This is a genomic window from Umezawaea sp. (assembly GCF_036375055.1).
Classification (GTDB): domain Bacteria; phylum Actinomycetota; class Actinomycetes; order Mycobacteriales; family Pseudonocardiaceae; genus Umezawaea.
Genome location: NZ_DASUSQ010000178.1, coordinates 40,064 through 66,839 on the forward strand (window position 1 = coordinate 40,064; position 26,776 = coordinate 66,839).

Here is a 26,776-nt window from a genome sequence, read left to right on the forward strand (position 1 = left end):
GCACCCGGCGAGCCTCCGACACAGGTGTGACTGTTGTGACTAGCGTGGCGAACGCACGACGCGTTCCGCTTGCTGGCAGGGGGAGGTGACGGGGATGCCCAGTTCGTTGATCATCGTCGGGCTAGTAGTTGCCTGGCTGGTCGTCCTCGTCCCGATGGTCGCCCGCAAGCGCACGGAAGTTGCTCGCACCGCGGACTCGGACGCCCGGAACACGCGAGCGGGGAGCACGCGCGGCAGCATGGAAGAGGAGCACGCCATGCCTGACGCCGACGACGACGAACTCATCGACGAGTTCGAGGCCGACTTCGACGACGACTACGACGAGTACCTCGACGACGACGTCGTGCACCGCCCGTACCGACCCGGCAGGGGCGGCTTCGACGCCGAGACCGCGCGCATCGTGGCCCAGGCCCGCTACGCGTTCCGCCGCAGGGTCGTCGCGTCCATGCTGATCGCCGCCGTGGTGACCGGCCTGGTCGCGGGCATCCTCTACCCCGTTGTCTGGTGGGGTCACGCCGCGGTCGACCTGGCCCTCGTCGGCTACCTCGTGTACCTGCGCCGCCAGGTCCGCATCGAGGAGGACATCCGCGCCCGCCGCCAGGCCCGGCTCGCCCAGGCCCGTCGTCGCGCGGCCCCGACCCCGGCTGCCCGGCCCCAGGCCGAGCAGTCGCGGGCCGCCGAGCAGGCGACCGCGCCCGAAGCCGAGGCGCAGGAGGAGCACGAGGAGACCGGACTGGCCCCGCGACCGCGGTTCCAGCACCGCACCCGACCCGGCACCATCGTGGTCGAGGCGGACGACGAGGACCCGGTGTTCGTGGAGCTCGAAGGCCCCCAGTACCTGCGGTATCGCCGGGCCGCGGGCGAATAGAGGGGGGTGGCGAAACCACCCCCGCGCTACTGATATGCTTCTCTCGCACGACAACGAGGGGCTGTAGCGCAGTTGGTAGCGCGTCTCGTTCGCATCGAGAAGGTCCGGGGTTCGATTCCCCGCAGCTCCACGCAAAGAAGGCCCAAACCCGCGCGGTTTGGGCCTTTTGCGTTTCGAGGCGCCCGCTGGTTGTCCTAACAGGACGTCGCTTGTGGGGGGTCGGCCGGGGTTCGGTCGAAGGTGGTGGGGAACGGGTGGGTTGGTGTCGGCGGGGCCGCGCGTTAGTTCTGTAACGTTGTTATGTGATGTTGTGGTTCGGCGATCGGCGTGCGGAGCGGGATCTGGCCGGTGGGGATCACCGGATGCCGGTGGGTGCGTGGTGCCGTGGGCGCGGGGCATTGGTCGGGGGAGTGCCCTGTCGCGGTTCGAGTCGTCCGTCGGAGTGTTTGGAAACGGACTTTTCGTGCTTGGTCGATTCGTGCTCGATCCGTTTCACCCTGGGGGACTTTTGCCCGTTGGCGGGTCGGGCTTCGAATGTTCCGATAGCGGGACGGCCGTGCAGGTTGCACGGTGTGGGCCTTCTCGCTGTGGCGAAACCGGTGGTCGGCCGGGGTGCGGGTGGTGCGGCGCCTGGTCGCGGCCTGCCTGATCAGGTGCGCAGCGTCCATTGAGGACCTGTTCGGTGTCGGATCTTTCGTTACGACCCGCTGGTGAATTTCCGACCGAGCGGCCACTGGTGAACCGCCGCCCGCATAGGGTGGGGGTTGTCGAGAGGGGTGGTGGAGGTCGTGGGGCTGGCCGAGTCCTTGCTCGAATGGCTGCACGGCTGGGCACTGCCGCTCTGCCCCGGCGACTGGGCGTGGAGCGTCACGGCGCTGGGTGCCGTCGCGGGCCTGCTGCCGACGATCGCCGCGCTGCTGGCGATCACCGTGCGACGGGTCGTGGGCAACTCCTACGGCCCGGTGGCCGGTGCGCTGTTCGCGGCGCTCGGGGTGAGCAGCACGCTGGTGCTGCCGTGGCTGCTGTTCTCCGGTGCGGACAGCGCGCTGCGCCGCCGCACGGTCAGCGGCACGCAGTCGCTGGACGACACGCCGTGCGGCGCGTTCACGCAGTTCGACTACCTGGTGGGCGCGCGGTCGATCGGCACGATCATCAGCGACCCCGGTGGCACGCGGGTCGCGTTCCTGGTCGCGGGCGGCATCACGGCGGTGCTCGCGCTGCTGTGCCTGCTGTTCGTGATGATGCAGGCCGGGTCGGCGTTCCGGCTCGGCCCGAACTGGCCCCGCCGGGTCTTCTGGCCCCCGTTCCTGGTGCTCCTGGTGGCCACGTCGTTGCTGCCGGTGACGCTGGTGGGCCATCTGCTCCTCGGATTCTTCCCGATTGCGCTGATCGGCTCATTCGTCGTGCGCATCTTCGGGTTGACTACGGCCATGCTGAACCGCCCCGGACGTGATCGCGGCAACAACGAGGCTCCGCAGGCCGCGGCCAACCGCGTGCCCCCGCCGCCTCACCAGGGGCCGCAGAAGGGGCCGCAGAAGCCCCCGCCGTACCAGCCCGCCCAGCTCCCGCCGTACCGACCGGCGGGCTCGCCGCCTCCCTACCAGCCGCACCAGTCGCCCTCGCCGCAGTCGCAGCCGGTGCAGCAGCCCGTCCAGAAGCCGCCACCCCGCCAGTACCCGCCCACGCGGGTCGCCGAGGTGCCGCGCAAGGACCCCGCGCCCACTCGGGTCGAGCAGCCGCAGGCGCAGCCACCCCAGCCGCCCCGGCCCACCAGGGTGGAGACGCCCCAGGTGTCGCCGCCGACGCGCGTCGAGCACCCGCAGTCCCAGCCCCAGCCGCTGTCGAAGCTCGCCGACACGCCGGGGCCGCTGCCGTTCGGACCGGGAGCGGCGGCTGCCGCCGCCTCGACGTCGAACCCCGCCACCGCGGGCCAGGACAAGGTCTGGAACCCGGCCAGCGGCCGGTTCCGCCGCGTGCGGCAGCTCGGACGGGGTGGGTTCGGCACCGTCTGGCTCGCGGTCGACACCCAGCTCGACCGCACCGTCGCGGTGAAGCTCGCCCACGCGCCCGACTCGGACACCGAGCAGCGCATGCTCCGCGAAGCGCGGGCACTGGCCGCCGTGCGGCACCCGAACTGCGTGCGGGTGTTCGACATCGTGCAGGACCCGGACGGGCTCGCCATCGTCATGGAGTACATCGACGGTGACCCGCTGTCCGACGTGGTCCTGAACAGCGGCCTGCTCGCGGACACGCTCGCCGCGCGGCTGTGGGTCAACATGGCCGACGCGCTGGCCGCCGCCCACGACCGCGGTGTGCTGCACCGCGACGTGAAGCCGTCCAACGTCATCGTCGACACGGAGGGCACCGCCCACCTGATCGACTTCGGCATCGCCCGGTCCAAGGGCGACAGCACGCTGACCGCTGCCGGGATGATGGTCGGGACACCCGACTTCCTCGCCCCGGAGACGGCCCGCGGTGACGCCGCCAGCCCGGCTTCCGACGCCTGGCAGCTGGCCGCGACGGTCAGCTACGCGCTGACCGGGCACCCGCCTCGGGGCACTCGGGACAATCCGATCTCCTCTCTGATGGCCGCGGCTCAGGGGGAGCCGAACGTGAAGCTGCCGGTGCGGAGTGCTCACCACCGCTTGTTGGTGTCGGCGTTGGACGCGGATCCGGGGCGTCGGCCTTCGTTGGCGGCTATTCGTGGGGAGTTGAGCGGGTGGTTGGCCAACGCTGGGATCAGCAAGGAGGGGCCGGTCACCCGGATGATCTCCAAGCCCGATCCGCCCACCCGGCCTGTTCGGTGAGGGTTGCTCGCTGGGCGGTGGGTAGGGCGGTGGGGTAGGGCGGTGTCTGGTCGCGGGTTCTGCCGCCGCACGGATCGGTGACGTCTGAGTCGGCTTGCCGTGGCGGTGAGCTGGGAGGACGTGGCTGTGTCCAAGCCCTGCCCCCTGGGGGTTCCGGGGTTCGGCTAGCGGTTCCTCGTCGATGAAGTGCGCGGGGTCGGGCGGTCGATGGCGGATCTGCTCGGTCATGGGCTGGTGGAGCGTTCGGCAAGGAACGCGCACGCGACGGGCAAGGCCGGTCAGCCGGTCCACGACGGCCTCGTCCGCCGCGACCTCACCGTCACCGCGCCTCACCGGTGGTGGCCGGCGACAGCGCCGAGCACCGCACCGCTGAAGGCGGCTGTGCCGGTGCGCGGTCAAGGACGTCTGTCCCGGTCGGGTCGTCGGCTACTGCGTCGGCTCCCGGATGACGTTCCGGTTGGCCATCCCCGCGCTTACCAACGGCCCTCGTCCGCTGCTGGGTGTGGGGTCCCAGGCGTGGGTCACGGGGTGGTGGGGGACGGCCTTGGTCGTCAGTGCTGGTTGCGGGTCGCTGGCTGTGGGGTTGGTGGCTTGGTGGTGGTGGTGGGTTGGTGGGCCGTGCGCGTCACCCCGTTCGCGTCATTGTCTCTAGCTTTGATCTTGGTTTGTCAAGGCGGGAAAGATGCCTTGACAAACCAAGATCAAAGCTGAGGGCGCTTCGGATCGGGGTGGCGGGGGGAGTCTGGGTGTCGCCACTGGTGCGTGCTTCCGCTTGAGGTGGGGTATTGGTGCCTTGCTTGGGTCGCGGTGGTGGTGGTGGGTTGTGCGGTGTGCTGTGGCTGCGGGGGCGGCGTCTTGGTTTGAGGTGCTGGCGGTGTGTTTGTTGCGCTGGTTTGCGAGGTGTCCCCCGCAGGTCGTGGTGGGCTGGGTTTGTGTGCCTCGTGTTGGAGCGGGTGGGGTTTGTGCTGGTTCTCGGTAACGAACATTTGATCCTTCGCGACCAATGCGGTGATGGCCGAACCGACTGGTGGCGAGGTGGACGTTGTCGTCTGAGGAGAGCTGGCACGCCGCTCGGCTGATTCCCACCTCGGGCATCAACGGTGCTGATGAGCAGGAACGACGGGCCACCTCGGCGCTGTTGGCGGTGATGTCGGCCGTGCGCGAGTTCGGGCGGGCCCTGACGCAGCCGCTCGGGGCGCCCGCCGCTGCTGTGCGGACGTTCATCGAGGTGCCCTTCGAGCTGGACGGGCGGAAGGTGATCCCGGACGGGCTCATCCGGGTCGTTCGGGGGCAGCGGTCCTGGACCGCTCTGGTCGAGGTGAAGACCGGGACCAACGCGTTGCAGAAGGAGCAGTTGGAGAACTACCTGGACGTCGCCAGGGAGTTCGGGTTCGACGCGCTGATCACCATCTCCAACGAGATCCCGGCCATGCCGGGGCAGCACCCGACCGCCGTCGACCGGCGGAAGTTGCGGAAGGTGGCCCTGCACCACTGGTCCTGGACCGAGGTGCTCGGTGAGGCCGTCATGCAGAAGGAGCACCGCGGGGTCGCCGACCCCGATCAGGCGTGGGTGCTCGGGGAGCTGATCCGGTACCTGGAGCACCCCCGGTCGGGGGCCATGGAGTTCGACGACATGGGGCCCTCGTGGGTGCCCGTGCGGGAAGCCGTCGCCGCGGGGACGCTGCGGCCCACCGACAAGAGCGCCTCGGAGATCGCGCTGCGGTTCGACGCGCTGGTCCGGTTCGCCTGCCTCCAGCTCGGACGGCGGTTGGGCACCGAGGTGACGCCCGCGCTGTCGCGCAAGGAACTGGCGGACCCGCAGGGCCGCGTGACCAAGCAGGTCGCGCAACTGGTGGACGAGGGACGGCTCTCCGGCGGCGTGCAGATCCCCGGCACCGTCGGCACGGTGCAGGTCGTCGCCGACCTGCGGGCCGGGCGGGTGCTCTGCCACGTGGACCTGGACGCGCCGAAGGAGGGCAGGCTGACCACGCGGGTCAACTGGCTGATCCGGCAGCTCAAGGACGCCCCCGGCTCGCTGCGCCTGGAGGCCTTCGCGCTGCACGGGCGCGGTGCGGGCGCCTCCGAGCTGCTCACGTTCGTCCGCGACAACCCCGGTGTGCTGCTCGTCGACCCGCGGAAGGAGATCCGGAGCTTCCGGATCGAGCAGTCCGGCCCCATGGGCACCAAGCGCGGCAGCGGGCGGAACTCCTTCGTCGACTCCGTGCTCGGGGCCGTGACGGGCTTCTACGAGGAGGTCGTGCAGACCCTCAAGCCCTGGGCCGCCACGCCGCCGCGGATCCGGCCCGAAGAGGACTTCACGCCGCCGGAGGACGTGCCCGTCGCGCTCGTGTCGACCGCCCCGTCCTCGCAGGACGGGCCGGACACCGTGCGGTTGAGCGGCAGTCTGCTGTAGTCGCGTCACGGGGTTCAGTGAACAGGCGACCCCCGACAAGAACCGGGGGTCGGCCCGTCACTCGATCGGGTGGAGCTAGCTCCACGAGGGCAGCCAGCGCTGCATCTCCCACATCTCCGGCGTGATCGGGTTCCCGTTCAGGATCGGCCACAGCCACACGAAGTTCGCCACCACGAGCCCCACGTACAGGGCCACCGCGAGCAGCCCCGTGCCGCGCCTCTCCTTGCCCGCCACCACGGGCCCGAGCACGTGCCCGAGCGCCAGCGTGATCAGCAGGACCAGGAACGGCGCCATCGGCGTCACGTAGAAGAAGTACATCTGCCGGTCCAGGTTCAGGAACCACGGCAGCAGACCGGCCAGGTACGCCACGAGGACGGCCGCGTAGCGCCAGTCGAGGCGCGCGATCGAGCGCCACAGGCCCCACGCGATGGCCGGGAACGCCAGCCACCACATGGCGGGCGTGCCGATCAGCATGATCGCGCCGACGCAGCTCGCCTGGCCGCAGCCCTGCACCGCGCCCTCGTAGTAGTAGAGCATCGGCCGCAGGCCCATGGGCCACGTCCACGGCTTCGACTCCCACGGGTGCGGGTTCGAGGTGGGCGTGACCAGCTTGCTGTGGAACTCGAGCACGTTGCCGCTGTAGTACCAGAGCGCGCGCAGGGCTTCCGGCACGAACGAGTCCTTGCCGATCTTCACGCCCGCCACGTGCCGGTCGACGCCGGTCTCGCTGGCGAACCACGCCCACCAGGTGCCCAGGTAGACCAGGACGGGGATGAGCAGCAGCCCGCCCAGCGACGGCACCAGGTCCTTGGCGATCGACCCGACCCACGGCCTGCGCACGCCCGCCGAGCGGCGGGCCAGCGCGCTCCACACGACCGACAGGACGCCGAACGCGGCCACGTACCAGAGGCCCGACCACTTCACGCCGCACGCGAGGCCGAGGCTGACGCCCGCGCCGAACCGCCACCAGCGGAAACCGAGCCACGGCCCGTACGGCGACCTGTCGGCCCACCCCTCGCGGACGGCCACGGCGAGCCGGGAGCGCACCTGGTCGCGGTCGGCCACCAGGCAGCCGAACGCCGCCACCACGAACACGGCCAGGAAGATGTCCAGCATCCCCATCCGCGACTGGACGTGCGAGACGCCGTCGCAGATCAGCAGGATGCCCGCGACGGCCCCGAGCAGGTCGGAGCCCGTCAGGCGCCGGGCGATGCGGATGATCAGCAGGATGCTGACCGTGCCCGCCACCGCCGAGGCGAACCGCCAGCCGACGCCGTCGTAGCCGAACATCCACTCGCCGAGCCCGATGAGCTGCTTGCCCAGCGGCGGGTGCACCACCAGCTCGTAGCCGGGGTTGTCCTCGACGCCGCCGTTGCGCACCACCTGGGCCGCCTGCGGCACGTAGTGCTTCTCGTCGAAGATCGGCGTGCCCTTGTCGGTCGGGAACCCGAGGTTCCAGAACCGCACCAGCCCGCCGACGAACGCCAGGGTCAGCGTCATCAGCCAGCCGCGCACCAGGTTCGACGGCAGGCGCGGGGTCAGCGCCGCGACGCGTTCCTCGCGGTCGGCGCCCGCCGGGCGGGACGTCGGGGGGACGTCTCCGACGTCGACCACGTCGTCTGTTGACTGCGGCACGAGGAGGCTCACGAGTGCGATCGTAGGGTGAAGGCTGTGAGTCCCGTATCTGGATCAGGCCGTTTGGTTCTGGCAGCCACGCCGCTGGGCGACGTCCGCGACGCCTCCCCCCGCTTGGTGGAGGCGTTGGAGACCGCCGACGTCGTGGCGGCGGAGGACACCCGCCGGTTGCACTGGCTGGCGTCCGCGCTGGACGTGAAGCCCTCCGGGCGGGTCGTGAGCTTCTACGACCAGGTGGAGGTCAGCAGGCTCCCCGGCCTGGTGGAGGCCATGCACGCCGGGTCGACGGTGCTGCTGGTGACCGACGCGGGCATGCCCAGCGTGTCCGACCCCGGCTACCGGCTGGTGGCCGCGTGCGTGGCCGAGGACCTGCCCGTGACGTGCCTGCCGGGGCCCTCCGCGGTCACGACGGCGCTGGCCGTGTCTGGGCTGCCGTGCGACCGGTTCGCCTTCGACGGGTTCCCGCCGCGCAAGCAGGGCGAGCGGCGGAAGTGGTTCGCGGCGCTCAAGACCGAGCCGCGCACCGTCGTGTTCTTCGAGTCGCCGCACCGGATCGCAGACACGCTCGCCGACGCCGCGTTCGTGCTGGGCCCGGACCGGGCCGCCGCGGTGTGCCGCGAGCTGACCAAGACCTACGAGGAGGTCAGGCGCGGCGGTCTCGGAGAGCTGGCCGAGTGGGCCGTCGACGGGGTGCGCGGCGAGATCACCGTCGTGCTGTCCGGTGCCGAGCCCGCCGAGGCGCCCGCGGACCTCGACGCGCTGGTCGTCGAGGTGCGGCAGCGGGTCGCGGACGGCGAGCGGATGAAGGCCGCCGCCGCCGAGGTCGCCGAGGCGGCTGGCGTGAGCAAGAAGGCGCTGTACGACGCGGCGGTCAGAGCCCGCTGAGCAGGAACGCCGCGATGTCGGTGACCCTGGCCCGCGCGGCGGGCGCGGAGGTCTCCACCGGCTGACCGGTGAGGACGACGACCACGTACCGGCTGCCCGGCCCGACGAGGCCGGTGGAGTGCGTGGTCCGGTGATCGGTGCAGCACGACCAGCCCTGCTTGGCGGCCCGGTGCCGGTCGCCCGCCGCCGCCGGGACGCCGAAGCGCTGGTCGAAGCCGTCCGAGCCGAAGTCGGTCATCCCGCCGAGCCCGTCGAGCACCGCGGAGCCGTTGGGGTCCTCGAACAGGTACTGGTAGAGCAGCACCAGGTCCGCCGCGGTGGTCGGGGTGTCGCCCCAGCGGTTGGAGTCCTTCGGCGGGAGCGTGTCCACCAGGCCGATCCGCTCGGCCCACGTGGCCACGAGCCGTGCGCCGCCGCCCGCCGACCACATCCGGCTCGCCTCCTCGTCGTCGCTGGTCGCGAGCATCTCGGCGACGGTCGCCTCCCGTTCCCCCTGGTTCTCCAGGGCGTCGAGCGCGATGAGGATCTTGACCAGCGACGCGGAGTCGAACCGCTGGTCCGGGTTGTGCGCGTACAGGTCCTCGCCGGTCTGCCGGTCGCGCACGACCACGCCGAGGTCGATGCCCTCGGCCAGTTCGGCGAGCCCGTCGAGCTCGCGCGGGCCGGGGTCCAGCGCCGGTGGGGGGTCGGGCACGGGCTCGGGGATCGCAGGGGGCGGCTCCGCGACGGTCGGCGGTGACGAGTAGGCCGTGGCCGCCGGGGTCACCGTGAGCACCGGCACCTCCCGCCCCGTCCGCTCGGTGCCGAGGAACGCCAACGTCATCGTCATCGCCGCGACGGCGCCGAACACCACGGCGCCGAGCCACCACCGGTTTCCGCCCATGTCCAGGTCGATGGGTGCGACGGCCTGCGAAGTTGAGCGTTGTCCGGTGCAACTTTTCACGCGGTCAGGGCGTAGCGACCGGGGTTATGTGAGGTAAATCACGCTTGAGGAGACCTCGTCGGCCGACCGATGCACGGGCTGTCGGTGGTCATCCGTAGGCTTACCCGCATGAGTGCCCCCGTGTTGACGGCGGTGGCCTGGCCATACGCCAACGGCCCCCGCCACATCGGCCACGTTTCCGGTTTCGGTGTCCCCTCCGACGTGTTCTCCCGCTACATGCGAATGTCGGGCAACCGGGTGCTCATGGTCAGCGGCACCGACGAGCACGGCACACCGATCTCGGTGCAGGCCGACCAGGAGGGCCTGACCACCCGCGAGCTGGCCGACAAGTACAACCGCGTGATCGCCGAGGACCTCCAGGGCCTCGGCCTCTCCTACGACCTGTTCACCCGCACCACCACCGGCAACCACTACAGGGTGGTGCAGGAGCTGTTCCTCGGCATGTGGCGCAACGGCTACATCGTCCCGAAGACGCAGATGGGCGCGATCAGCCCGTCCACCGGCCGGACGCTGCCCGACCGCTACATCGAGGGCACCTGCCCGATCTGCGGGTACGACGGCGCGCGCGGCGACCAGTGCGACAACTGCGGCAACCAGCTCGACCCCGCCGACCTGAAGAACCCGCGGTCGCGGATCAACGGCGAGGTCCCGAAGTTCATCGAGACCGAGCACCTGTTCCTCGACCTGCCCGCGTTCTCCGAGTCGCTCGGCACGTACCTCCAGAGCCGCGCGGACTGGCGGCCGAACGTCCTCAAGTTCAGCCAGAACCTGCTCGGCGACCTGCGTCCGCGCGCGATCACCCGCGACCTCGACTGGGGCATCCCGGTGCCGCTGGACGGCTGGCGCGACCAGCCGATGAAGCGGTTCTACGTGTGGTTCGACGCGGTGATCGGCTACCTGTCGGCCAGCGTCGAGTGGGCGCGGCGCAGCGGGAACGACGACGCCTGGAAGGAGTTCTGGACCGACCCCTCGGCACAGGGCTACTACTTCATGGGCAAGGACAACATCGTCTTCCACTCGCTGATCTGGCCGTCGCTGCTGATGGGGCAGAACGGCGCGGGCGACAAGGGCGGTCAGGCCGGCTCCTTCGGGAACCTGAACCTGCCGACCGAGGTCGTCTCCAGCGAGTTCCTCACGATGAGCGGCTCCAAGTTCTCCACCTCCCGCGGCACCGTGATCTACGTGCGCGACTTCCTCCGCGACTTCGGTCCGGACGCGCTGCGCTACTTCATCTCGGTGGCGGGTCCCGAGAACCAGGACACCGACTTCACCTGGGACGAGTTCGTCCGGCGCACCAACTTCGAGCTGGCCAACGAGTGGGGCAACCTGGTCAACCGGTCCGTCTCGATGGCGCACAAGAACGTCGGCGCCATCCCGCGCCCGTCGGCCCCGACGGCGGCGGACGAGGAGCTGAAGGCGCTCTCGCGCGCGGCGTTCGAGACGGTCGGCGCGAACCTGCGCCGCTCCCGGTTCAAGCTCGCCTCCAGCGAGGCCATGCGGGTCGTCACGGCCGCGAACCGGTACCTGTCCGAGCAGGAGCCGTGGAAGGTCAAGGACGACCCGGACCGCCGCGACACGATCCTGCACACCGCGCTCCAGGTCGTGCAGGACGCGAACACGCTGCTCACACCGTTCCTGCCGCACTCGGCGCAGAAGGTGCACGAGGCGCTGGGCGGCACGGGCGTGTGGGCCGCGCAGCCGCAGGTGGTCGAGGTCACCGACCTGGACGAGACGGACCGCAAGTACCCGATCCTGACCGGTGACTACGCGGGTGAGCAGGCGACCTGGGGTTCGACGCCGATCGAGGTCGGCAGGCCGCTGGAGAAGCCCGCGCCGCTGTTCGCGAAGCTCGACCCCGAACTGGGCGAGACCGGGCCGGAGTGGGCTCCGATCGTCAAGTGACGTCCAAGAGACACGGTGAGCGACCACCGGTTCCGGAGAAGCTCCCGGCGCCGGTGGTCGACTCGCACACGCACCTGGACGCGTGCGGCGCGCTGACCCGCGAGGCCGTGGTCGAGGTGCTCGACCGGGCCGAAGCGGCGGGGATCGACCGGGTCGTCACGGTCGCCGACGACCTGCCGTCCGCCCGGTGGGTCGCGGAAGCGTCCACCTGGGACCCGAGGGTGTTCGGCGCGGTCGCGCTGCACCCGACCCGCACGGCGTCCTTCGGCGACGCCGAGCGCGACGAGCTGGCGAAGCTCGCCGAGCACCCGCGCGTGGTCGCGATCGGCGAGACCGGGCTCGACTACTACTGGGACTACTCGCCGCCCGCGGCCCAGCAAGCAGCTTTCCGTTGGCACATCGAGCTTTCCAAGCACACCGGCAAAGCTCTGATGATCCACGACCGGGACGCGCACGCTGACGTCCTGGCCACTTTGGACGCCGAGGGTGCTCCGTCCACTGTGGTCTTCCACTGCTTCTCCGGCGACCTCGACTTCGCGCGGTCCTGCGTGGAGCGCGGGTTCGTCCTCTCCTTCGCGGGGCCGGTGACGTTCAAGAACTCGGCGGCGCTGCGCGAGGTGGCGCGGTGGGTGCCGGAGGACCGGATCCTGGTCGAGACGGACGCTCCTTTCCTGACCCCCCACCCGTTCCGGGGACGCCCGAACGAGCCGTACGCCGCGAATTACACCCTTCGGGCAATCGCTACGCTCCGTGGTGTTGATCTGGCGGAGTTTGGAGTCGCTGTCACCCGGAATGCCGAGCGCGTGTTCGGCCTTCGTGACGTGGAGTGGTCGTAATGCTCTCTACGACGAATGGAGCAGCCGTTTGCTCCGCCATTGGGGTGTCCCACATCACAACTCCGAACAGGGTGTTTGCGGAACTTCCCGACCTCCGTTACGGTCCCGTGACCGTGCCCCCGAACGGCGAAATCTGCCGAGGGGGAGCACACCCGTTGTCGGGGCGGGTACCACTGCCAGAAGCGAGTAGTCGAGCGAACGCACGGGAGTTGCCGAGGAGCAGTCGAGTTTCTCCGCTGCACGTCAGGTAGCACCCATGGTGCGAGGAGCGCTGGCTCCCGCCTTCAGGAGGTATCGACCCTGTGATGGAACGCGGCAGACCCCGCGAGGACGGCTCGGTGTACTCGTTCAACGACGACACCGACTGGTTCACCCCGGTGACCGGCACCGCCACCGCGACGGGTGTCATGGAACCCCCGGCCCTCGTCGACCACCCGAGCTCCCCCGGCTTCACCGGGCTGGGCGTCACGCCGGCCGACGTGTACGAGGTCCTCGGCTCTGACGCCGACGAACTGCTCGCCACGGCCAACGTCGACGTCGACGAGCTGATCCGGCTCATCAACGCCGAGACCACGCTCCTCCCGGCCATCGTCATCCCCGACGAGCTGCCCGAGGACGTCCTGGCGGCGAAGTTCGCCCCCGAGCAGCCCGACGGCCCGCCCCCGGCCCTCGTGGAGGCCGTGAGCACGTGGAAGCGCAAGTTCCTCAAGGCGACCGTGCTCGCGCTGCTGGTGACCATCACGGGCGGCGGCGCGACCGCCATCGCGATGGACAAGTCGATCACGGTCGACGTGGACGGCCAGGAGAAGACCGTCCGCACGTTCGACTCGACCGTCGGTGACATCCTCGCCGACGAGGGCATCGCGGTCGGCGAGCACGACGCGCTGAGCCCGTCGCCCAACGCCAAGGTCGGCGACGGCGGCAAGATCACCCTCGACCGCGGCCGACTGGTGAAGGCGACCGTCGACGGCGAGCAGAAGGAGGGCTGGGTCCGCTCCGTCAGCGTCGGCGAGGCGCTCGACCAGCTCGGCATCAACGACGACGGCGCCTGGGTCTCCGACGACCGCGGCAAGGACGTGCCGCTCGGCGGCATGGCGCTCCAGGTCAAGAGCCTCAAGAACGTCACCGTCTACGACGGCGGCAACGAGCCGCGCCAGCTCAAGACGACCGCGCTGACGGTCGGCGAGCTGATGCAGGCCGAGAACATGACGCCGCTGGGCGCCGAGGACACCGTCGAGGGCGGAGCGGACCTCAAGATCGCCAACGGCGCCGAGATCCACATCAGCCGCACCGGCGTCTCCGTCATCAACGTGACCGAGCCCATCAAGGCTCCCGTCGAGGAGATCCTCGACGCCGAGATGCCCAAGGGCGAGACCAAGGTCGAGCAGGAGGGCGTCGCGGGCGAGGAGATCAACTCCTACCGCGTCACGCTCAAGAACGGCCAGGAGGTCGGCCGGGAGAAGATCGGCTCCAAGGTCACCAAGGAAGCCGTCGCCAAGAAGGTCCGCAAGGGCACCAAGGCCGCTCCCAACCCCGTCATCTCCGACGGCAGCGACTGGGACCGGCTCGCGGGCTGCGAGGCCGGCGGCAACTGGGCCATCAACACCGGCAACGGCTACTACGGCGGCCTCCAGTTCAGCCCGTCCACGTGGACGGCCAACGGCGGCGGCCAGTACGCCCCGATGGCCCACCAGGCGACCCGCGAGCAGCAGATCGCCGTCGCGACCAAGGTCCGCGACGCCGCGGGCGGCAAGTACACCGCGTGGCCCGGTTGCCGCGCCAAGTTGGGCTTGGCGTAACAATTGCCGCGTGACTGAACAACCGTCGTCGACCGGGCCGGGGAGCATGCTCCTCGGCCCGGCCGACGTTCGGCGCCTAGCGGCCGAACTGGACATCCGCCCCACCAAGAAGCTCGGTCAGAACTTCGTGCACGACCCGAACACGGTTCGGCGCATCGTGACGGTGGCGGAGCTGACCCCGGACGACGTCGTGCTGGAGGTCGGTCCCGGCCTCGGCTCCCTGACGCTCGCGCTGCTGCCCGCGTGCCGCGCCCTCGTCGCCGTGGAGATCGACCCCGTCCTGGCCGCCAGGCTGCCGCGGACGGCGCTGGAACGGGCACCCGAGCTGGCCGACCGGCTCCACGTGGTGCTCGCCGACGCCATGCGCGTCCAGGCGGCCGACCTGCCGGTCGCCCCGACCGCGCTCGTCGCGAACCTGCCGTACAACGTGGCCGTGCCGGTCGTGCTGCACCTGATGGCCGAGCTGCCGTCGTTGACCAAGGGGCTCGTGATGGTGCAGGCCGAGGTGGCCGACCGGATGGCCGCCGGGCCCGGCAGCAAGGTGTACGGGGTGCCGAGCGTGAAGCTCGCCTGGTACGCCGACGCCCGGCGCGCGGGGCCCGTGCCTCGGTCGGTGTTCTGGCCCGTGCCCAACGTGGACTCGGCGCTGGTGGCGTTCAAGCGTCGCCCGGAGTTGATGTCCACTGTGGACCGGCGGGCGCTGTTCACGTTGGTGGACGCGGCTTTCGCGCAGCGGCGGAAGACCATGCGGGCCGCGCTGTCCGGGTGGGCAGGGTCCGCTGTGGAGGCTGAGCGGCGGCTCGTCGCGGCCGGTGTGGACCCCGGTATCCGCGGGGAGCAGTTGAGCGTGGAGGACTTCGCCCGCATCGCCGCGACGGTGTGACCGGCGGCCGGCTCGGGGTGCGCGGGGCGGGGGTGCTCCTGTCGTGAGGACCCCCCGACGCACACGCTACGGGAGGGGTCCGACATTTTTCGGGGGTCGGCTCGGGGCGGGTGGGGTCGGCGGCTGGGCGTTCGGGAGCCAGGGGTTCGGGGTGCTCGGGGTGTGGCGCGGGGGCTGGGGCGCGGGTGGTCGAGGGCTTGGTGGGCCGGTTCGCTCGGGCTGAGGTCGGTGGGGCTGCTGTTCGGGTGAGGTGGGGGCCGGTTTGTTCGCGGGGTTGGCTTGTTCGGGGTGGGGTCGGTGGGGCGGCTGCTCCGGTGAGGTGGTGCCGGTTTGTTCGGCGGGATCGGCGGGGGCTGGCTTGTTGGGCGTGAGGTCGGTGGGCTGGCTGTTCGGGTGAGGTGGTGCCGGTTTGTTCGGGCGGGGTCGGCGGGGGCCGGTTCGTTCGGCGTGAGGTCGGTGAGGTGGGTGCCGGTTTCCTCGGGTGGAGTCGGAGCCGGCCTGCTCGGGATGTGGTCTGTGTGGCGGCTGCTCGGGTGTGGTCCGTGGGAGCGGGGTGGCTCGGCGGTGGGGTCGGCTGGCTTGAGGCGAGGGCTGGCGGTGGCCCGGTGTTGCCGTCCGAGCCCTGGCGGTCGAGGAGTTGGTGTCTCGGCCAGGGGGTGGCGAAGGCCGGTCGTGCGTGGTGCGGTTCCAGGGTGTGGGTTGTCGTGAGCCGCGCTGGGGTTGTTCCGCGGCGTGGGCCGGTTGAGCGGGAATGGCCAGGGGTTGAGCGGTGTGGCTCACCCGATTCACCTGTTCGGACGTAAGGGGTCCGGTTGATCATCGGCCAGTAGGCCGATTGGCCGGTGATCCGTGGGTTCGGTACCGGATTCAGGCGTGGATGCTGGTCCAGAAGTGTGACTTCTCGAACGATCCCAGATTGTGGGCCTTTCGGGCTTGCGTTTGCGGCCTCGGGTCGGGTGTACTCGTGTTGCCATCCCGAGCGGCCGAGAGACCTGGCTCTTTGACGCCGCAGCAACCACCCGCTGGACGCGGGCAGGTGCTTCCGCCAGGCTCGATGGAGGATTACGTGCCCACGCAGGGAATGCTCACGCGGCGCCGGACGGTCGACCAGTGCCGCCGCACCAACACGGGCTGTCGACGCTAACTCGTACAGGCGCTTCTCCTTACCCCCTAGCCTCTACCCGAATTCCTCGCCGTCCTCATCGGACGGTCCATTGAGGACGGCCGCCGCATGCCACAAGCACTGCGACGCCGCGCGTAGCCGTGGAGCGAAAACGTGATCACTGTCGAAAACCTCACCAAGTCCTTCGCCGGGCACTCAGGCCCGGTCGTGGCCCTCGACGGCGTCAACCTGGAAGTCCAGGCCGGCACCGTCCTCGGGGTCGTCGGGCCGAGCGGAGCGGGCAAGTCCACCCTCGCCCGGTGCGTCGCACTGCTGGAGCGCCCCGACAGCGGCGCGATCCGCGTCGACGGCACCGACCTCGTCTCGCTGGACGGCACCGCGCTGCGCGCCGCCCGTCGGCAGATCGGCGTTGTGCCGCAAGGGGATTCACTGCTCCGGCAGCGCACCGCCGCGGGCAACGTGGCACTGCCGCTGGAGTCCGCGGGCGTGCCCGGTCCGCAGCGCCGCAACCGCGTCGCCGAACTGCTCGACCTGGTCGGCCTGACCGAGAAGGCGGGCAGCTACCCGGACCAGCTCTCCGGCGGCCAGCGCCAGCGCATCGCCGTCGCCCGCGCGCTGGCGGCCGGGCCGTCGGTGCTGCTCGCCGACGAGCCGACGTCCGCGCTCGACCCCGACACGACCGGGTCGGTGCTGACCGTGCTGGACCGCGCCCGCGCCGAACTCGGCATCACCGTCCTCGTCGTCACGCACGACATGGCCGTGGTGCGCCGGATCTGCGACGACGTCGCCGTGCTGGAGGACGGCCGGGTCGTGGAGCACGGCCGCGTGCTGGACCTGGTGTCGGACGGCGCCAGCCGCACCGCCGCGTCGCTGCTGCCCGCGATCGACCAGAACCCGCTGGCGGAGAGCCGTTTCGACCGCGTCGCGGACGTCGTGCTGGTCGGCTTCGCGGCCGTCGGCGCGCTGCTGCCCGAGGTCACCAGCCGGTTCGGCGTCGAGCTGAACCTGCTCGGCGGCGGGCTCACGCGGCTCGCCGAGACGCCGGTCGCGCGCTTCCGCGTCGGCCTCAAGGGTGAGCGCGCCGACTCCGCGCTGGAGTGGATCTCCGAAGCGGGCGCCTCCGTCCAGCGCACCCTCAAGGGTCCGCAGGGAGTAGCTGCGTGAGGTCTGCGACACCCTGGTCCACCGTGTTCGACATGCTCGTCGACGCAACCGGCGAGACGTTGTACATGGTGGGCGTCTCCACCCTGGTCGCGACCGTGCTCGGCATCCCGGTAGGGGTCTGGCTCCAGCTCACCGCTCCCGGTGGGCTGAAGCCCAGCCCTCTGCTGCACAGGGCTCTGGGCTTCATCACCGACCTCGGGCGCTCGATGCCGTTCGTGGTCCTGCTCATCGCGTTGACGGCGCTCACCCGGCTGGTGCTCGGCAGCTCGATCGGCACCAGCGCGGTGATCGTGCCGCTGTCGATCGGCGCCGTGCCGTTCGTCGGGAGGCTGGTGCAGAACATCCTGTCCGAGGTGCACGTCGCCGTGGTCGAGGCGGCCGTGACGACCGGGGCGGGCACGCTGCGGATCGTGCGCAGCGTGCTGCTCCGGGAATCGTTGCCCGCCTTGATCAACGCGATCGGCGTGACCGTGATCGCCGTGCTGGGCTACTCCGCCATGGCCGGGATCATCGGCGGCGGCGGGCTCGGCGACCTGGCGATCCGCGAGGGCTACCAGCGGTTCAACGACCGGGTCCTGTGGGCCACCGTCGCCTGGCTCGCCGTGGTGACCACGGTCATCCAGTTCGCCTTCACTCGCGCCGCCCGTTCCGCCGACCGGCGCAGGCACGCGTCCGTCTAGTCCGACTCCGGACACCCCCCGTTCGACCCACTCATCGGCCACCGCCGACGCACAAAGGAACCCCATGCGCATTCGTGCTGCCCTCGTCGCCCTGCTGCTGACCGCGGCGGGCTGTGGCAGCGGCACCACCGCCGCGACCGACCCCTCAGCCCCGCTGAAGGTCGGTGTCAGCCCCACGCCCCACGGCGAGATCCTCAAGCACGTGGCCGACACCCTGGCCGCCGAGAAGGGCCTCAAGATCGAGGTCGTCGAGTTCACCGACTACGTCCAGCCGAACACCGCCCTGGTCGACGGATCGCTGGACGCCAACTACTTCCAGACCGTGCCGTACCTGGACACGGTCAAGCAGTCCAGCGGCGCCGCGCTGGAGTGGATCGGCCCGGTGCACCTGGAACCGCTCGGCGTGTACTCGACGAAGCACGAGAAGCTCACCGACCTGCCCGAGGGCGCCAAGGTCGGCGTCGCCAACGACGCGACCAACGAGGCGCGCGGCCTCAAGCTGCTCCAGGCCAACGGGCTGATCAAGGTCAAGGCGGGCACCGAGGAGACCGCGACGATCCGCGACGTCGAGGACAACCCGAAGAAGCTGGAGTTCGTCGAACTGGAGGCCGCCCAGCTGCCCCGGTCGCTGGAGGACACCGACGCGTCCGTCGTGAACGGCAACTACGCGATCGACGCGGGCCTCAAGCCCGCCTCGGACGCCCTCGTGCTGGAGAAGGCCGAGGGCAACCCCAACGCCAACGGCCTCGTCACCCGCGCCGAGCTGAAGGGCGACAAGAGGATCGGGGACCTGCTCGCCCTGCTCCAGTCGCAGCAGGTCAAGGACTACATCAACCAGAAGTTCGCCGGGGCCGTCCTGCCCGTCTGACCAGTGCGCCGAGCCGCTCGACCCCCGTCGGGCGGCCTCGGCCGCGGGCCGGTGGGAGCGAACACGTCCTCGACGCCCGTAGGCTGCATGTCGTGCTCGCCGTAGTCCCACCCCCGGTCACCGTCCGCGTCCCGGCCAAGGTCAACCTCCACCTGGCCGTCGGGAACCTCCGCGCTGACGGCTACCACGACATGGTCACCATCTTCCAGGCGCTGTCGCTGCACGACGACGTCACGGTGGCGGTCGCCGACGACCCCGGCGTGGAGGTGCGCGGCGAAGGCGCCGACTCCGTGCCGACCGGTCCGACGAACCTCGCCTGGATGGCCGTGCGGGCGCTCGCCGCGCACGTGGGGCGCGACCCCGAGGACCCGAAGGTCCGCGTGGTGATCCGCAAGAACATCCCCGTCGCGGGCGGCATGGCGGGCGGCAGCGCCGACGCGGCCGCCGCACTGGTCGGTCTCGCCTCCCTGTGGCGGCTGGAGATCGGTCGGGACGAGCTGGCCACCCTCGCCCGCGGCATCGGCGCCGACGTCCCGTTCGCGCTGTACGGCGGCACCGCCCTGGGCACGGACCGCGGCGACCAGATCGTGCCCGTCCTCGCCCGGCACCCGTTCCACTGGGTCATCGCGTTCGACAAGGGCGGCCTCTCGACGCCCGAGGTGTTCGGGGAACTCGACCGGCTGCGCACCGACGGCAACCCGCCGCGCGTCGGGGCCGCCGAGGCCGTGCTCGAAGGCCTCGCGTCCGGCGACCCCCGGCAGCTCGCCCTGCTGCTCGGCAACGACCTCCAGGCCGCCGCCGTGTCGCTGCGGCCCAACCTGCGGCGCACGCTGCGCGCCGGGGTCAACGCCGGTGCCCTCGCCGGGATGGTGTCCGGGTCCGGCCCGACCTGCGCGTTCCTCTGCACCGACGCCGACTCGGCCGTGCGGGTCGCCGCCGAGCTGGCCGGTGCGGGCGTGTGCCGGACCGTCCGCGTCGCCCAGGGGCCCATGCCCGGCGCCCGCGTCGTGGCCTCCGAGGAAGCACCCCGACCGGTGCCGCCCGAGGTCCACGCCTAAGTCCCGCTCTTCCTCCTCCCTACTCTGAAGGTGCGCTTCCACGATGGCCAACCTGGTCAACCTCGAGTCCGTGTCCAAGTCGTTCGGCGTCCGGCCCCTGCTGGACGGGGTGTCCCTCGGTGTCGGTGACGGCGATCGGATCGGGGTGGTGGGCCTCAACGGTGGCGGCAAGACCACCCTGCTGGAGGTCCTGGCGGGCCTCGAAGACCCCGACTCGGGGCGCGTGAGCCAGAACCGCGGGCTGTCCATGGCCGTGGTGACCCAGCGGACCGAGCTGCCCGAGGGCTCCACCGTCCGGCACGCCGTGATCGACCCGCTCGGGTTCGACGCGGAGCACGAGTGGGCCGCCGACGCCCGCGTCCGGTCCATCCTGGACGGACTGGGGATCACCGCGCTGGGCCTGGACTCGCCCGTCGGGACCATGTCCGGTGGCGAGCGGCGCCGCGTCGCGCTGGCCGCCGCGCTGGTGCAGGACCTCGACCTGCTGGTGCTGGACGAGCCGACCAACCACCTCGACGTCGAGGGCGTGCGCTGGCTGGCCGCGCACCTGCTGGCCCGCAAGTCGGCGCTCGTGGTCGTGACGCACGACCGCTGGTTCCTCGACACCGTCTGCACCCGCACGTGGGAGGTCGTCGGCGGCCAGGTGGAGCAGTACGAGGGCGGCTACGCGGACTGGATCTTCGCCCGCGCCGAGCGGGGGCGGCTGGCCGACACCCTGGAGGAGAAGCGCCGCAACCTGGCCCGCAAGGAGCTGGCCTGGCTGCGCCGCGGCGCCCCGGCCCGCACCTCCAAGCCCCGCTACCGCATCGACGCCGCCGAGGCGCTGATCTCCGACGTGCCCGCGCCCCGCGACAAGGTCGAGCTGCTGGCGTTCGCCAAGCGCCGCCTCGGGCGCACGGTGCTGGAGCTGGAGGACGCGACCCTCACCGTCGGCAACCGGACGCTGGTCAAGGACCTGACGTGGCGGATCGGTCCCGGCGACCGGATCGGGCTCGTCGGCGTCAACGGGTCGGGCAAGACGACGCTCCTGCGGCTGCTGGCCGGTGAGCGGGAGACCGAGGGCGGTCGGCGCATCCAGGGCCAGACGGTGAAGCTCGCCCACCTCACCCAGGAGCTGCACGACCTGCGCGGGTCGATGCGGGTGCTGGAGGCCATCGAGGAGGTCGCCCGGCGGGTCGTGCTGGGCAAGCAGGAGATGTCCGCCTCGCAGCTGGGGGAGCGGTTCGGGTTCTCCTCGCAGAAGCAGTGGACGCCCGTGTCCGACCTGTCCGGCGGTGAGCGGCGGCGGTTGCAGCTCTGCAGGCTGCTCATGGCCGAGCCGAACGTGCTGCTGCTCGACGAGCCGACGAACGACCTGGACATCGACACGCTCCAGCAGCTGGAGGACCTGCTCGACTCCTGGCCGGGGACGCTCGTGGTGATCTCGCACGACCGGTACCTGGTGGAACGGGTGTGCGACCAGGTCGTCGCGCTGTTCGGCGACGGCGGGCTGACCGACCTGCCCGGCGGCATCGAGGAGTACCTGCTGCGGCGGGACTCCCAGCGCGAACTCGCCGCGTCACGGGAAGCGGTGCCGGTGCCGGTCGCGGTGTCGAGCGCCGCCGACCAGCGGGCCGCCCGCAAGGAGCTGTCGAAGCTGGAGCGGCGGATGACGACGCTCCAGAAGAAGGAGGCCGAGCTGCACGCTGCGCTGGCCGCCGCGGCCACCGAACCGGAGCGGCTGCTGGCCCTGGACGCCGAGCTGCGGGCCGTGCACGCCGAGGTGGCCGAGGTCGAGGAGCAGTGGATGGCCGCCGCCGAGCTGGTCGAGGGCTGAGCCGACGAACGAGGGGGCGGCGTTCCGCGGAACGCCGCCCCCTCCGCGTTCAGCGACCCCGTCGGCGCAGTTCCGCTGCCAGGCGGGGCATGAGGTCGTCGACGAAGGCGCAGTCGTAGCCCTGGCCGTTGAGCAGCGCGTGGGCGAACCTGACCTTGGAGATGTCCGAGGAGGTCGCTCCCAGCATCCCGTCCAGCGCGATGCCGATCTCCTCCAGCATGCGGTCTACCTGGGCCTGTCTGTAGCCGCGCTGGTTCGGGGCCGCCGGGGGCAGGCGCACCTGGCGCAGCTGCTTCCAGCTCTGGATCGGCGGGATCCTGCCCGGAGCACCGGGACCGCCCGCGAGCTGGCGTTCGACCCGCGCCAGGAAGGCGTCCACCTCGTCCTCGTCGTAGCCCCTGCGGCCGATCAGCGGGCGGCTGAACCTCATCTCCTTGATGTCCGCCGCCGTCAGGTCGTCCTGCCCCAGGAGGGTGTCCTCGATGCGGTCCAGGAACTTGTCCACCTGGGACTCCTGGTAGCCGCGCCTGCCGCGCGGGGGCTTGCCGAACGCCGCCGTCCGCACGTCCCGCGCCGTCAGCGGGGGCTCGACGAACTCCGGCTGGACCGCCACCGGCGGCGACTGCTCCAGCGTGACGACGACCAGGTCGAGGAACATGTCGACGTCGTCCTCGTCGTAGCCGAACTGGTCCGGCGTCGCCTCGCTGAACTCGGCCTCCTGGACCTCCAGGGCCGTGAGGTCGTCCCGACCGCGCAGGGTGGCCTCGATGCGGGCGAGGAACGCGTCGATCTCGCCCTCGTGGTAGCCCGGCGTGCCACCCCGCGGCTTGTGGAAGCGGACGCCCCTGACGTCCTCCGGCTTGAGCCTGGGAGGCGGCTGCATCTTGGTCGACGTCGCGTGCGCCCCCAGGGCGGGCGCGGTCGCCTGGCGGCGCTGCGGTGTCGACTCCAGGGTCTCCGCGACCAGTTCCAGGAACATGTCGACCTCGGCGGCGTGGTAGCCGGCGTGGCCGGGCCTGGGCAACGGGAACCGCATCGCGCGGATGTCCCGCGCCGTCACCGTGTCCCTGTTGCGCAGGGTCTCCTCGACGCGGTCGAGGAAGTCGTCGACCCTGTCCTCGTCGTAACCCTGCTCGCCTGCGGGCGGGCGGTGGAACACCACCTGGCCGATGTCGTCCGCGCTCAGCAGCGGCGCGGGATGCGCAGGCTGGTGCTGTTTCGTGTCGTGGCCAGCCCGATCCACCCAGTGCCTCCCTGAAATCCTGTCACCCGAGTATGTCCGGATGGCCGCTGAATCCGTTCGCCCTAACGGCCTAATGCGGAGTCGCGGGACGACGCGATCCGGGGTAAGGCGCTCGCGCGGCACGCGGACGGCTCGACCGATCTACCCTGACCACCATGAGCACGTTCGTGAACACGATGCTGGACACCGCCACCGGGCCGGGAGGTCGGGCCAAGGGGATGACGACGGGGGAGCCGAACGCGCCCCTGCGCCGCACCTGGGCGGAGGTGCACGAGCGCGCCGCCAGGCTGGCAGGCGGACTCGTCGAGGGTGGCGCGCAGCCGGGAGCGGCCGTCGCCGTGCTGGCCGCCGACCCGGCGGAGATCGCGCCCGCCGTGCAAGCCGTGTGGATGGCGGGCGGCAGCACGACGATGCTGCACCAGCCGACCGCGCGCACCGACCTGGCCGAGTGGGCGGCGGACACCATCAAGGTGCTCTCGATGATCGACTCGAAGCTGGTGCTGCTCGGCAGCCCCTTCGACGCGCTGGCGGGCGTGCTGGACCAGCACGGCATCGGCTACCGCAAGCTGGACGAACTGGCGGGCGAGCCGCTGGCCGCGCCCGTCGAGGTCGGCGAGGACGCGACCGCGCTGCTCCAGCTCACCAGCGGCTCCACCGCCGACCCGAAGGCCGTGCGGATCACCCACGGCAACCTGATGTCCAACGCCTACGCGATGCGCACGGCCGCCGCGCTCGACACGGCGACCGACACGATGATCTCGTGGCTGCCGCTGTTCCACGACATGGGCATGGTCGGGTTCCTGACCATCCCGATGCTCTTCGGCATCGACCTGGTCAAGGTCACTCCGGTCGACTTCCTGGCCCGCCCGACCCTGTGGCCGGACCTGATCAGCCGCCACCGCGGCACCATCACCGCGGCCCCCAACTTCGCGTACTCGATCGTCGCCCGGCGCATGTCGACCGTGGAGGACGACAACGCCTTCGACCTGTCGTCGATGCGGCTCGCGCTCAACGGCGCCGAGCCGATCGACCCGGCCGCCGTGCGCGCGTTCACCGACGCCGGCGCGCGCTTCGGCCTGCGCCCCGAGTCGGTCATGTGCGCGTACGGCATGGCCGAGGTGACCCTGGCCGTGGCGTTCGCGCCGGTCTTCACCGGGCTCGCCGTCGACGTCGTCGACCCCGACCAGCTGGAGGCCGAGCACCGCGCGGTGCCGGTGCCCGAGGACACGCCCAACGCCCGCACGTTCCCCCTCCTCGGGCCGCCCGTGCCCGGCCTGGAGGTGCACGCCGTCGACGAGGACCGCAACGTCCTCCCCGAGCGGCACGTGGGCCAGCTGCGGGTGCGCGGCGAAGCCGTGACGCCCGGCTACCTGACCGTGGACGGCCCGCTCGCCACCCAGAACGCCGAGGGCTGGCTGGAGACCGGCGACGAGGGGTACGTGGTCGACGGGCAGATCGTCGTCTGCGGACGCCGCAAGGACGTGATCATCATGGGCGGGCGCAACATCTACCCGACCGACATCGAGCGCGCGGCCTGCTCGGTGGAGGGGGTGCGGCCCGGCAACGCGGTCGCCGTCCGGCTGGACGCCGGGACGCGGCGCGAGCGGTTCGCCGTCGTGGTCGAGTCCAAGTCCGCGGGTGACGACGAGGTCGAGAAGGCGATGCGCAAGGAGATCACCTCGCGCGTCGTGGACGCGGTGGGGCTGCGGCCGTTCGCGGTCGTCGTGCTCAAGCCGGGCAGCCTGCCGAAGACGCCGTCGGGGAAGCTCCGCCGGTCGGCGGCGACGTCGCTGGTGCCCGCGGGTTAGTGGAACTTGTTCTGGGCCGCTTCGAGGCCGTCGGTCAGCAGCGACTCGACGGCGTCGGCGGTGCGGTCCAGCTCGAACGCGAGCTCCTTGCGCTCGGCGGCGGAGAAGTCGCGCAGGACGTAGTCCGCCGGGTCCATGCGACCCGGCGGGCGGTCCACGCCGAAGCGGACGCGGAGGTAGTCCTTCGTGCCGAGGGACTTGGTGATGGAGCGCAGACCGTTGTGGCCGTTGTCGCCGCCGCCGAGCTTCATCCGGACCGTGCCGTAGGGCAGGTCCAGCTCGTCGTGCACCACGATGATGTCGGCGGGCGCGACCTTGAAGAAGTTCGCGGCACCCGCGACCGGGCCCCCCGAGAGGTTCATGAAGCTGCGGGGCTTGGCCAGGACCACCCGGCGGCCCGCCAGGCGGCCCTCGACGATCTCGGCACCGCCCTTGTGCGCCTTGAACTTGCCGCGCACGCGGGCGGCCAGCTCGTCCAGCACGAGGAACCCGACGTTGTGGCGGTTGCCCTCGTACTTCGGGCCGGGGTTGCCCAGGCCGACCACCAGCGCCAACTCATCGGCCACGGAAGCGCAACTCCTGCTCAAGGGTGTCCAACAGGGCGTCAACCGCCTGCACCCGGTAGCCGCGCCGGAGACCCGACGTCGTGCTGAACCTGGTGTTGCGGACCTCGCCGGCGGTCATCCTCGTGCGACCGTCCAGCGCGGCGGCGGCACGCCCGAGGAAGGCGTCCACCTCGACCCGATCGTAGCCGTTCGACGCCCTCGGCAGCTTCACGGTGATGAGGTCCTCGCCGCCGCGCAACCCGGTCGGCGGCACGTAGCCGGCCCGCATCTGCCGTTCCACGCGGGCGAGGAAGTCGTCCACCGGACGCGGGTCGTAGCCGCGCTGGTCCGACGCGGCCCGGTTGAACACCACCGCGCGTACCTCGTCCGGGTGAACTCTGATCCGACCGGACAGCGCGTCCGCCAACCGCCGCAGGAACCCGTCGACCTGCTCGACGTCGTAGCCGTGGCCGGCGCGGGAGTGGCGGGGGAACTTCACCGTCCGCACGTCGGCGGGGCTCACGCCATTTTGATCTTGGTAGACGAACGGCACCCCACCCTCGCGGTCGTGCGGGGGTGGGGTGCCGTTCGAACTGCCCGACGTGATGGGGCTCAGCTTTCCTCGGTGGCCTCAGCGGCCTCTTCGGGAGCGTCAGCGGCCTGGGCGGCGTTGACCGCCACGACCAGGGCCTCGGGGTCCGTGATGAGGGTGACGCCCTCGGGCAGGGTCAGGTCCGAAGCGTGGATCTGCGTGCCTGCTTCGAGACCGGCGACGGTGTACTCCACCTGCTCCGGGATGTTCAGCGCGTCCGCCTCGATCGACACCGAGGTGATGTCCTGCGTGAGCAGGGTGCCGGGCGCGCTTTCGCCGACGAGCACGACGGGGAGGTCGACCGTGACCTTCTCGCCGCGGCGGACCAGGAGCAGGTCCACGTGCTCGATGTAGTTCTTGAGGGGGTGCGTGGTGACGGTCTTGGTCAGCGCGAGCTCGGTGGCGCTGTCGATGTCCAGCGTCAGGACGGCGTTGCTGCCGTTTTCACGGATCACACGGGCGAACTCAAGTGCCGGCAGAGCCAGGTGCTTGGGGTCGGAGCCGTGGCCGTAGAGGACTGCGGGAATCTTGCCTGCGCGGCGGGTGCGGCGGGCAGCGCCCTTGCCGAACTCGGTGCGCTGCTCGGCAGCGAGACGGACCTCGGACACGGTGGGGCTCTCCTTGTACGTCGGGCGGGCTAGGCGGGGGCGGCAGCCTGCGGCGGCGAGCAGCGCGGTGCGCGGAAGAAGACAGACACGCGCGGCATCAAAGCCGCCGCGTCGATCACGCCGAACGTGATGCTCGCCCTCGCCGAGGCAACCTGAGCAGTGTAGGCCGGGATTTGCGGGAGCCCTAATCGGGGTCTCGGGTGGAGGGCTCGGGTGAGGTCTTGGGCGGGGGCTCGCTGGTCTGTCCGGGCGGGGTGGTCACCCCGATCGTGCGGGTGTCTCGATGGCCGCGCACGCTTG

The 26,776-nt window shown here is 71.1% G+C and carries 20 protein-coding genes, 1 tRNA gene and 1 riboswitch; of the genes, 15 read left to right on the forward strand and 6 right to left on the reverse strand.

Annotation, left to right across the window (positions count from 1 at the left end; all coding sequences use genetic code 11):
- Nucleotides 1-94 precede the first annotated feature (94 nt).
- From glpR to VFZ92_RS41580, 4 genes are all read left to right on the forward strand, one after another.
- The gene (gene glpR / locus VFZ92_RS41565; protein ID WP_330883573.1) at nt 95-868 is read left to right on the forward strand and encodes a gephyrin-like molybdotransferase receptor GlpR; all 774 of its coding nucleotides are present in this window, start codon (nt 95-97) and stop codon (nt 866-868) included.
- Between the two features lie 57 nt (nt 869-925).
- Nucleotides 926-998, forward strand: a tRNA-Ala gene (locus tag VFZ92_RS41570).
- Nucleotides 999-1,644: 646 nt separating this feature from the next.
- Nucleotides 1,645-3,675: a serine/threonine-protein kinase gene (locus VFZ92_RS41575; protein ID WP_330883575.1), complete on the forward strand. Its 2,031-nt coding sequence runs from the start codon at nt 1,645-1,647 to the stop codon at nt 3,673-3,675.
- A 1,042-nt stretch (nt 3,676-4,717) separates the two neighbouring features.
- Nucleotides 4,718-6,088: a hypothetical protein gene (locus VFZ92_RS41580; RefSeq protein ID WP_330883577.1), complete on the forward strand. Its 1,371-nt coding sequence runs from the start codon at nt 4,718-4,720 to the stop codon at nt 6,086-6,088.
- 75 nt (nt 6,089-6,163) lie between these two features.
- On the opposite strand, the gene VFZ92_RS41585 is transcribed toward VFZ92_RS41580, so the two are convergent.
- Nucleotides 6,164-7,735, reverse strand: a complete 1,572-nt coding sequence (locus VFZ92_RS41585) for a dolichyl-phosphate-mannose--protein mannosyltransferase (RefSeq protein ID WP_414720122.1) — start codon at nt 7,733-7,735, stop codon at nt 6,164-6,166.
- A 51-nt stretch (nt 7,736-7,786) separates the two neighbouring features.
- Here VFZ92_RS41585 and rsmI point away from each other — a divergent pair, with 51 nt between their 5' ends.
- Nucleotides 7,787-8,608 carry a 16S rRNA (cytidine(1402)-2'-O)-methyltransferase gene (gene rsmI / locus VFZ92_RS41590; protein WP_414720123.1) on the forward strand — a complete coding sequence of 274 codons (822 nt, stop codon included), beginning with the start codon at nt 7,787-7,789 and terminating at the stop codon, nt 8,606-8,608.
- Here the strand turns inward: rsmI and VFZ92_RS41595 are convergent.
- Nucleotides 8,595-9,491, reverse strand: coding sequence for a serine hydrolase (locus VFZ92_RS41595; protein ID WP_330883581.1), 897 nt, complete (start codon nt 9,489-9,491; stop codon nt 8,595-8,597). The genes rsmI and VFZ92_RS41595 overlap by 14 nt on opposite strands.
- A gap of 168 nt (nt 9,492-9,659) precedes the next feature.
- Here VFZ92_RS41595 and metG point away from each other — a divergent pair, with 168 nt between their 5' ends.
- The 9 genes from metG to VFZ92_RS41640 all read left to right on the forward strand — a co-directional run bounded on the left by metG (nt 9,660) and on the right by VFZ92_RS41640 (nt 21,680).
- Entirely contained in the window at nt 9,660-11,453 is a 1,794-nt protein-coding gene (gene metG, locus VFZ92_RS41600; protein WP_330883583.1) for a methionine--tRNA ligase, read from the forward strand.
- Nucleotides 11,450-12,289 (forward strand): TatD family hydrolase, encoded by an 840-nt coding sequence (locus tag VFZ92_RS41605; RefSeq protein WP_330883585.1) that lies wholly within the window; start codon nt 11,450-11,452, stop codon nt 12,287-12,289. The genes metG and VFZ92_RS41605 overlap by 4 nt, the downstream gene beginning before the upstream one ends.
- 305 nt (nt 12,290-12,594) lie before the next feature.
- Nucleotides 12,595-14,088, forward strand: a complete 1,494-nt coding sequence (locus VFZ92_RS41610) for a transglycosylase family protein (RefSeq protein WP_330883587.1) — start codon at nt 12,595-12,597, stop codon at nt 14,086-14,088.
- 46 nt (nt 14,089-14,134) lie between these two features.
- On the forward strand, nt 14,135-14,971 hold the full coding sequence (gene rsmA, locus VFZ92_RS41615) for a 16S rRNA (adenine(1518)-N(6)/adenine(1519)-N(6))-dimethyltransferase RsmA (protein ID WP_330883616.1): 837 nt from the start codon (nt 14,135-14,137) through the stop codon (nt 14,969-14,971).
- Nucleotides 14,972-15,938: 967 nt separating this feature from the next.
- Nucleotides 15,939-16,032, forward strand: a riboswitch (SAM riboswitch).
- A gap of 215 nt (nt 16,033-16,247) precedes the next feature.
- On the forward strand, nt 16,248-17,258 hold the full coding sequence (locus tag VFZ92_RS41620; RefSeq protein ID WP_330883589.1) for a methionine ABC transporter ATP-binding protein: 1,011 nt from the start codon (nt 16,248-16,250) through the stop codon (nt 17,256-17,258).
- A gap of 32 nt (nt 17,259-17,290) precedes the next feature.
- A complete protein-coding gene (locus tag VFZ92_RS41625) occupies nt 17,291-17,938 on the forward strand; it encodes a methionine ABC transporter permease (protein WP_330883591.1) in 648 nt (215 codons plus the stop codon).
- A gap of 64 nt (nt 17,939-18,002) precedes the next feature.
- Entirely contained in the window at nt 18,003-18,806 is an 804-nt protein-coding gene (locus tag VFZ92_RS41630; protein ID WP_330883594.1) for a MetQ/NlpA family ABC transporter substrate-binding protein, read from the forward strand.
- 92 nt (nt 18,807-18,898) lie between these two features.
- Nucleotides 18,899-19,864: a 4-(cytidine 5'-diphospho)-2-C-methyl-D-erythritol kinase gene (locus VFZ92_RS41635; RefSeq protein WP_330883596.1), complete on the forward strand. Its 966-nt coding sequence runs from the start codon at nt 18,899-18,901 to the stop codon at nt 19,862-19,864.
- 43 nt (nt 19,865-19,907) lie between these two features.
- On the forward strand, nt 19,908-21,680 hold the full coding sequence (locus tag VFZ92_RS41640) for an ABC-F family ATP-binding cassette domain-containing protein (protein ID WP_330883598.1): 1,773 nt from the start codon (nt 19,908-19,910) through the stop codon (nt 21,678-21,680).
- A 49-nt stretch (nt 21,681-21,729) separates the two neighbouring features.
- On the opposite strand, the gene VFZ92_RS41645 is transcribed toward VFZ92_RS41640, so the two are convergent.
- Nucleotides 21,730-22,923: a DivIVA domain-containing protein gene (locus tag VFZ92_RS41645; RefSeq protein ID WP_330883600.1), complete on the reverse strand. Its 1,194-nt coding sequence runs from the start codon at nt 22,921-22,923 to the stop codon at nt 21,730-21,732.
- A 155-nt stretch (nt 22,924-23,078) separates the two neighbouring features.
- Here VFZ92_RS41645 and VFZ92_RS41650 point away from each other — a divergent pair, with 155 nt between their 5' ends.
- The gene (locus VFZ92_RS41650) at nt 23,079-24,731 is read left to right on the forward strand and encodes a fatty acyl-AMP ligase (RefSeq protein ID WP_330883602.1); all 1,653 of its coding nucleotides are present in this window, start codon (nt 23,079-23,081) and stop codon (nt 24,729-24,731) included.
- Here VFZ92_RS41650 and pth read toward each other — a convergent pair.
- From pth to VFZ92_RS41665, 3 genes are all read right to left on the reverse strand, one after another.
- On the reverse strand, nt 24,728-25,297 hold the full coding sequence (gene pth / locus VFZ92_RS41655; protein WP_330883604.1) for an aminoacyl-tRNA hydrolase: 570 nt from the start codon (nt 25,295-25,297) through the stop codon (nt 24,728-24,730). The two genes, VFZ92_RS41650 and pth, sit on opposite strands and share 4 nt — an antisense overlap.
- On the reverse strand, nt 25,287-25,799 hold the full coding sequence (locus tag VFZ92_RS41660; RefSeq protein WP_330883606.1) for a DivIVA domain-containing protein: 513 nt from the start codon (nt 25,797-25,799) through the stop codon (nt 25,287-25,289). Before VFZ92_RS41660 ends, pth begins: the two co-directional genes overlap by 11 nt.
- Before the next feature lie 89 nt (nt 25,800-25,888).
- The gene (locus VFZ92_RS41665) at nt 25,889-26,476 is read right to left on the reverse strand and encodes a 50S ribosomal protein L25/general stress protein Ctc (RefSeq protein ID WP_330883608.1); all 588 of its coding nucleotides are present in this window, start codon (nt 26,474-26,476) and stop codon (nt 25,889-25,891) included.
- Nucleotides 26,477-26,776 lie beyond the last annotated feature (300 nt).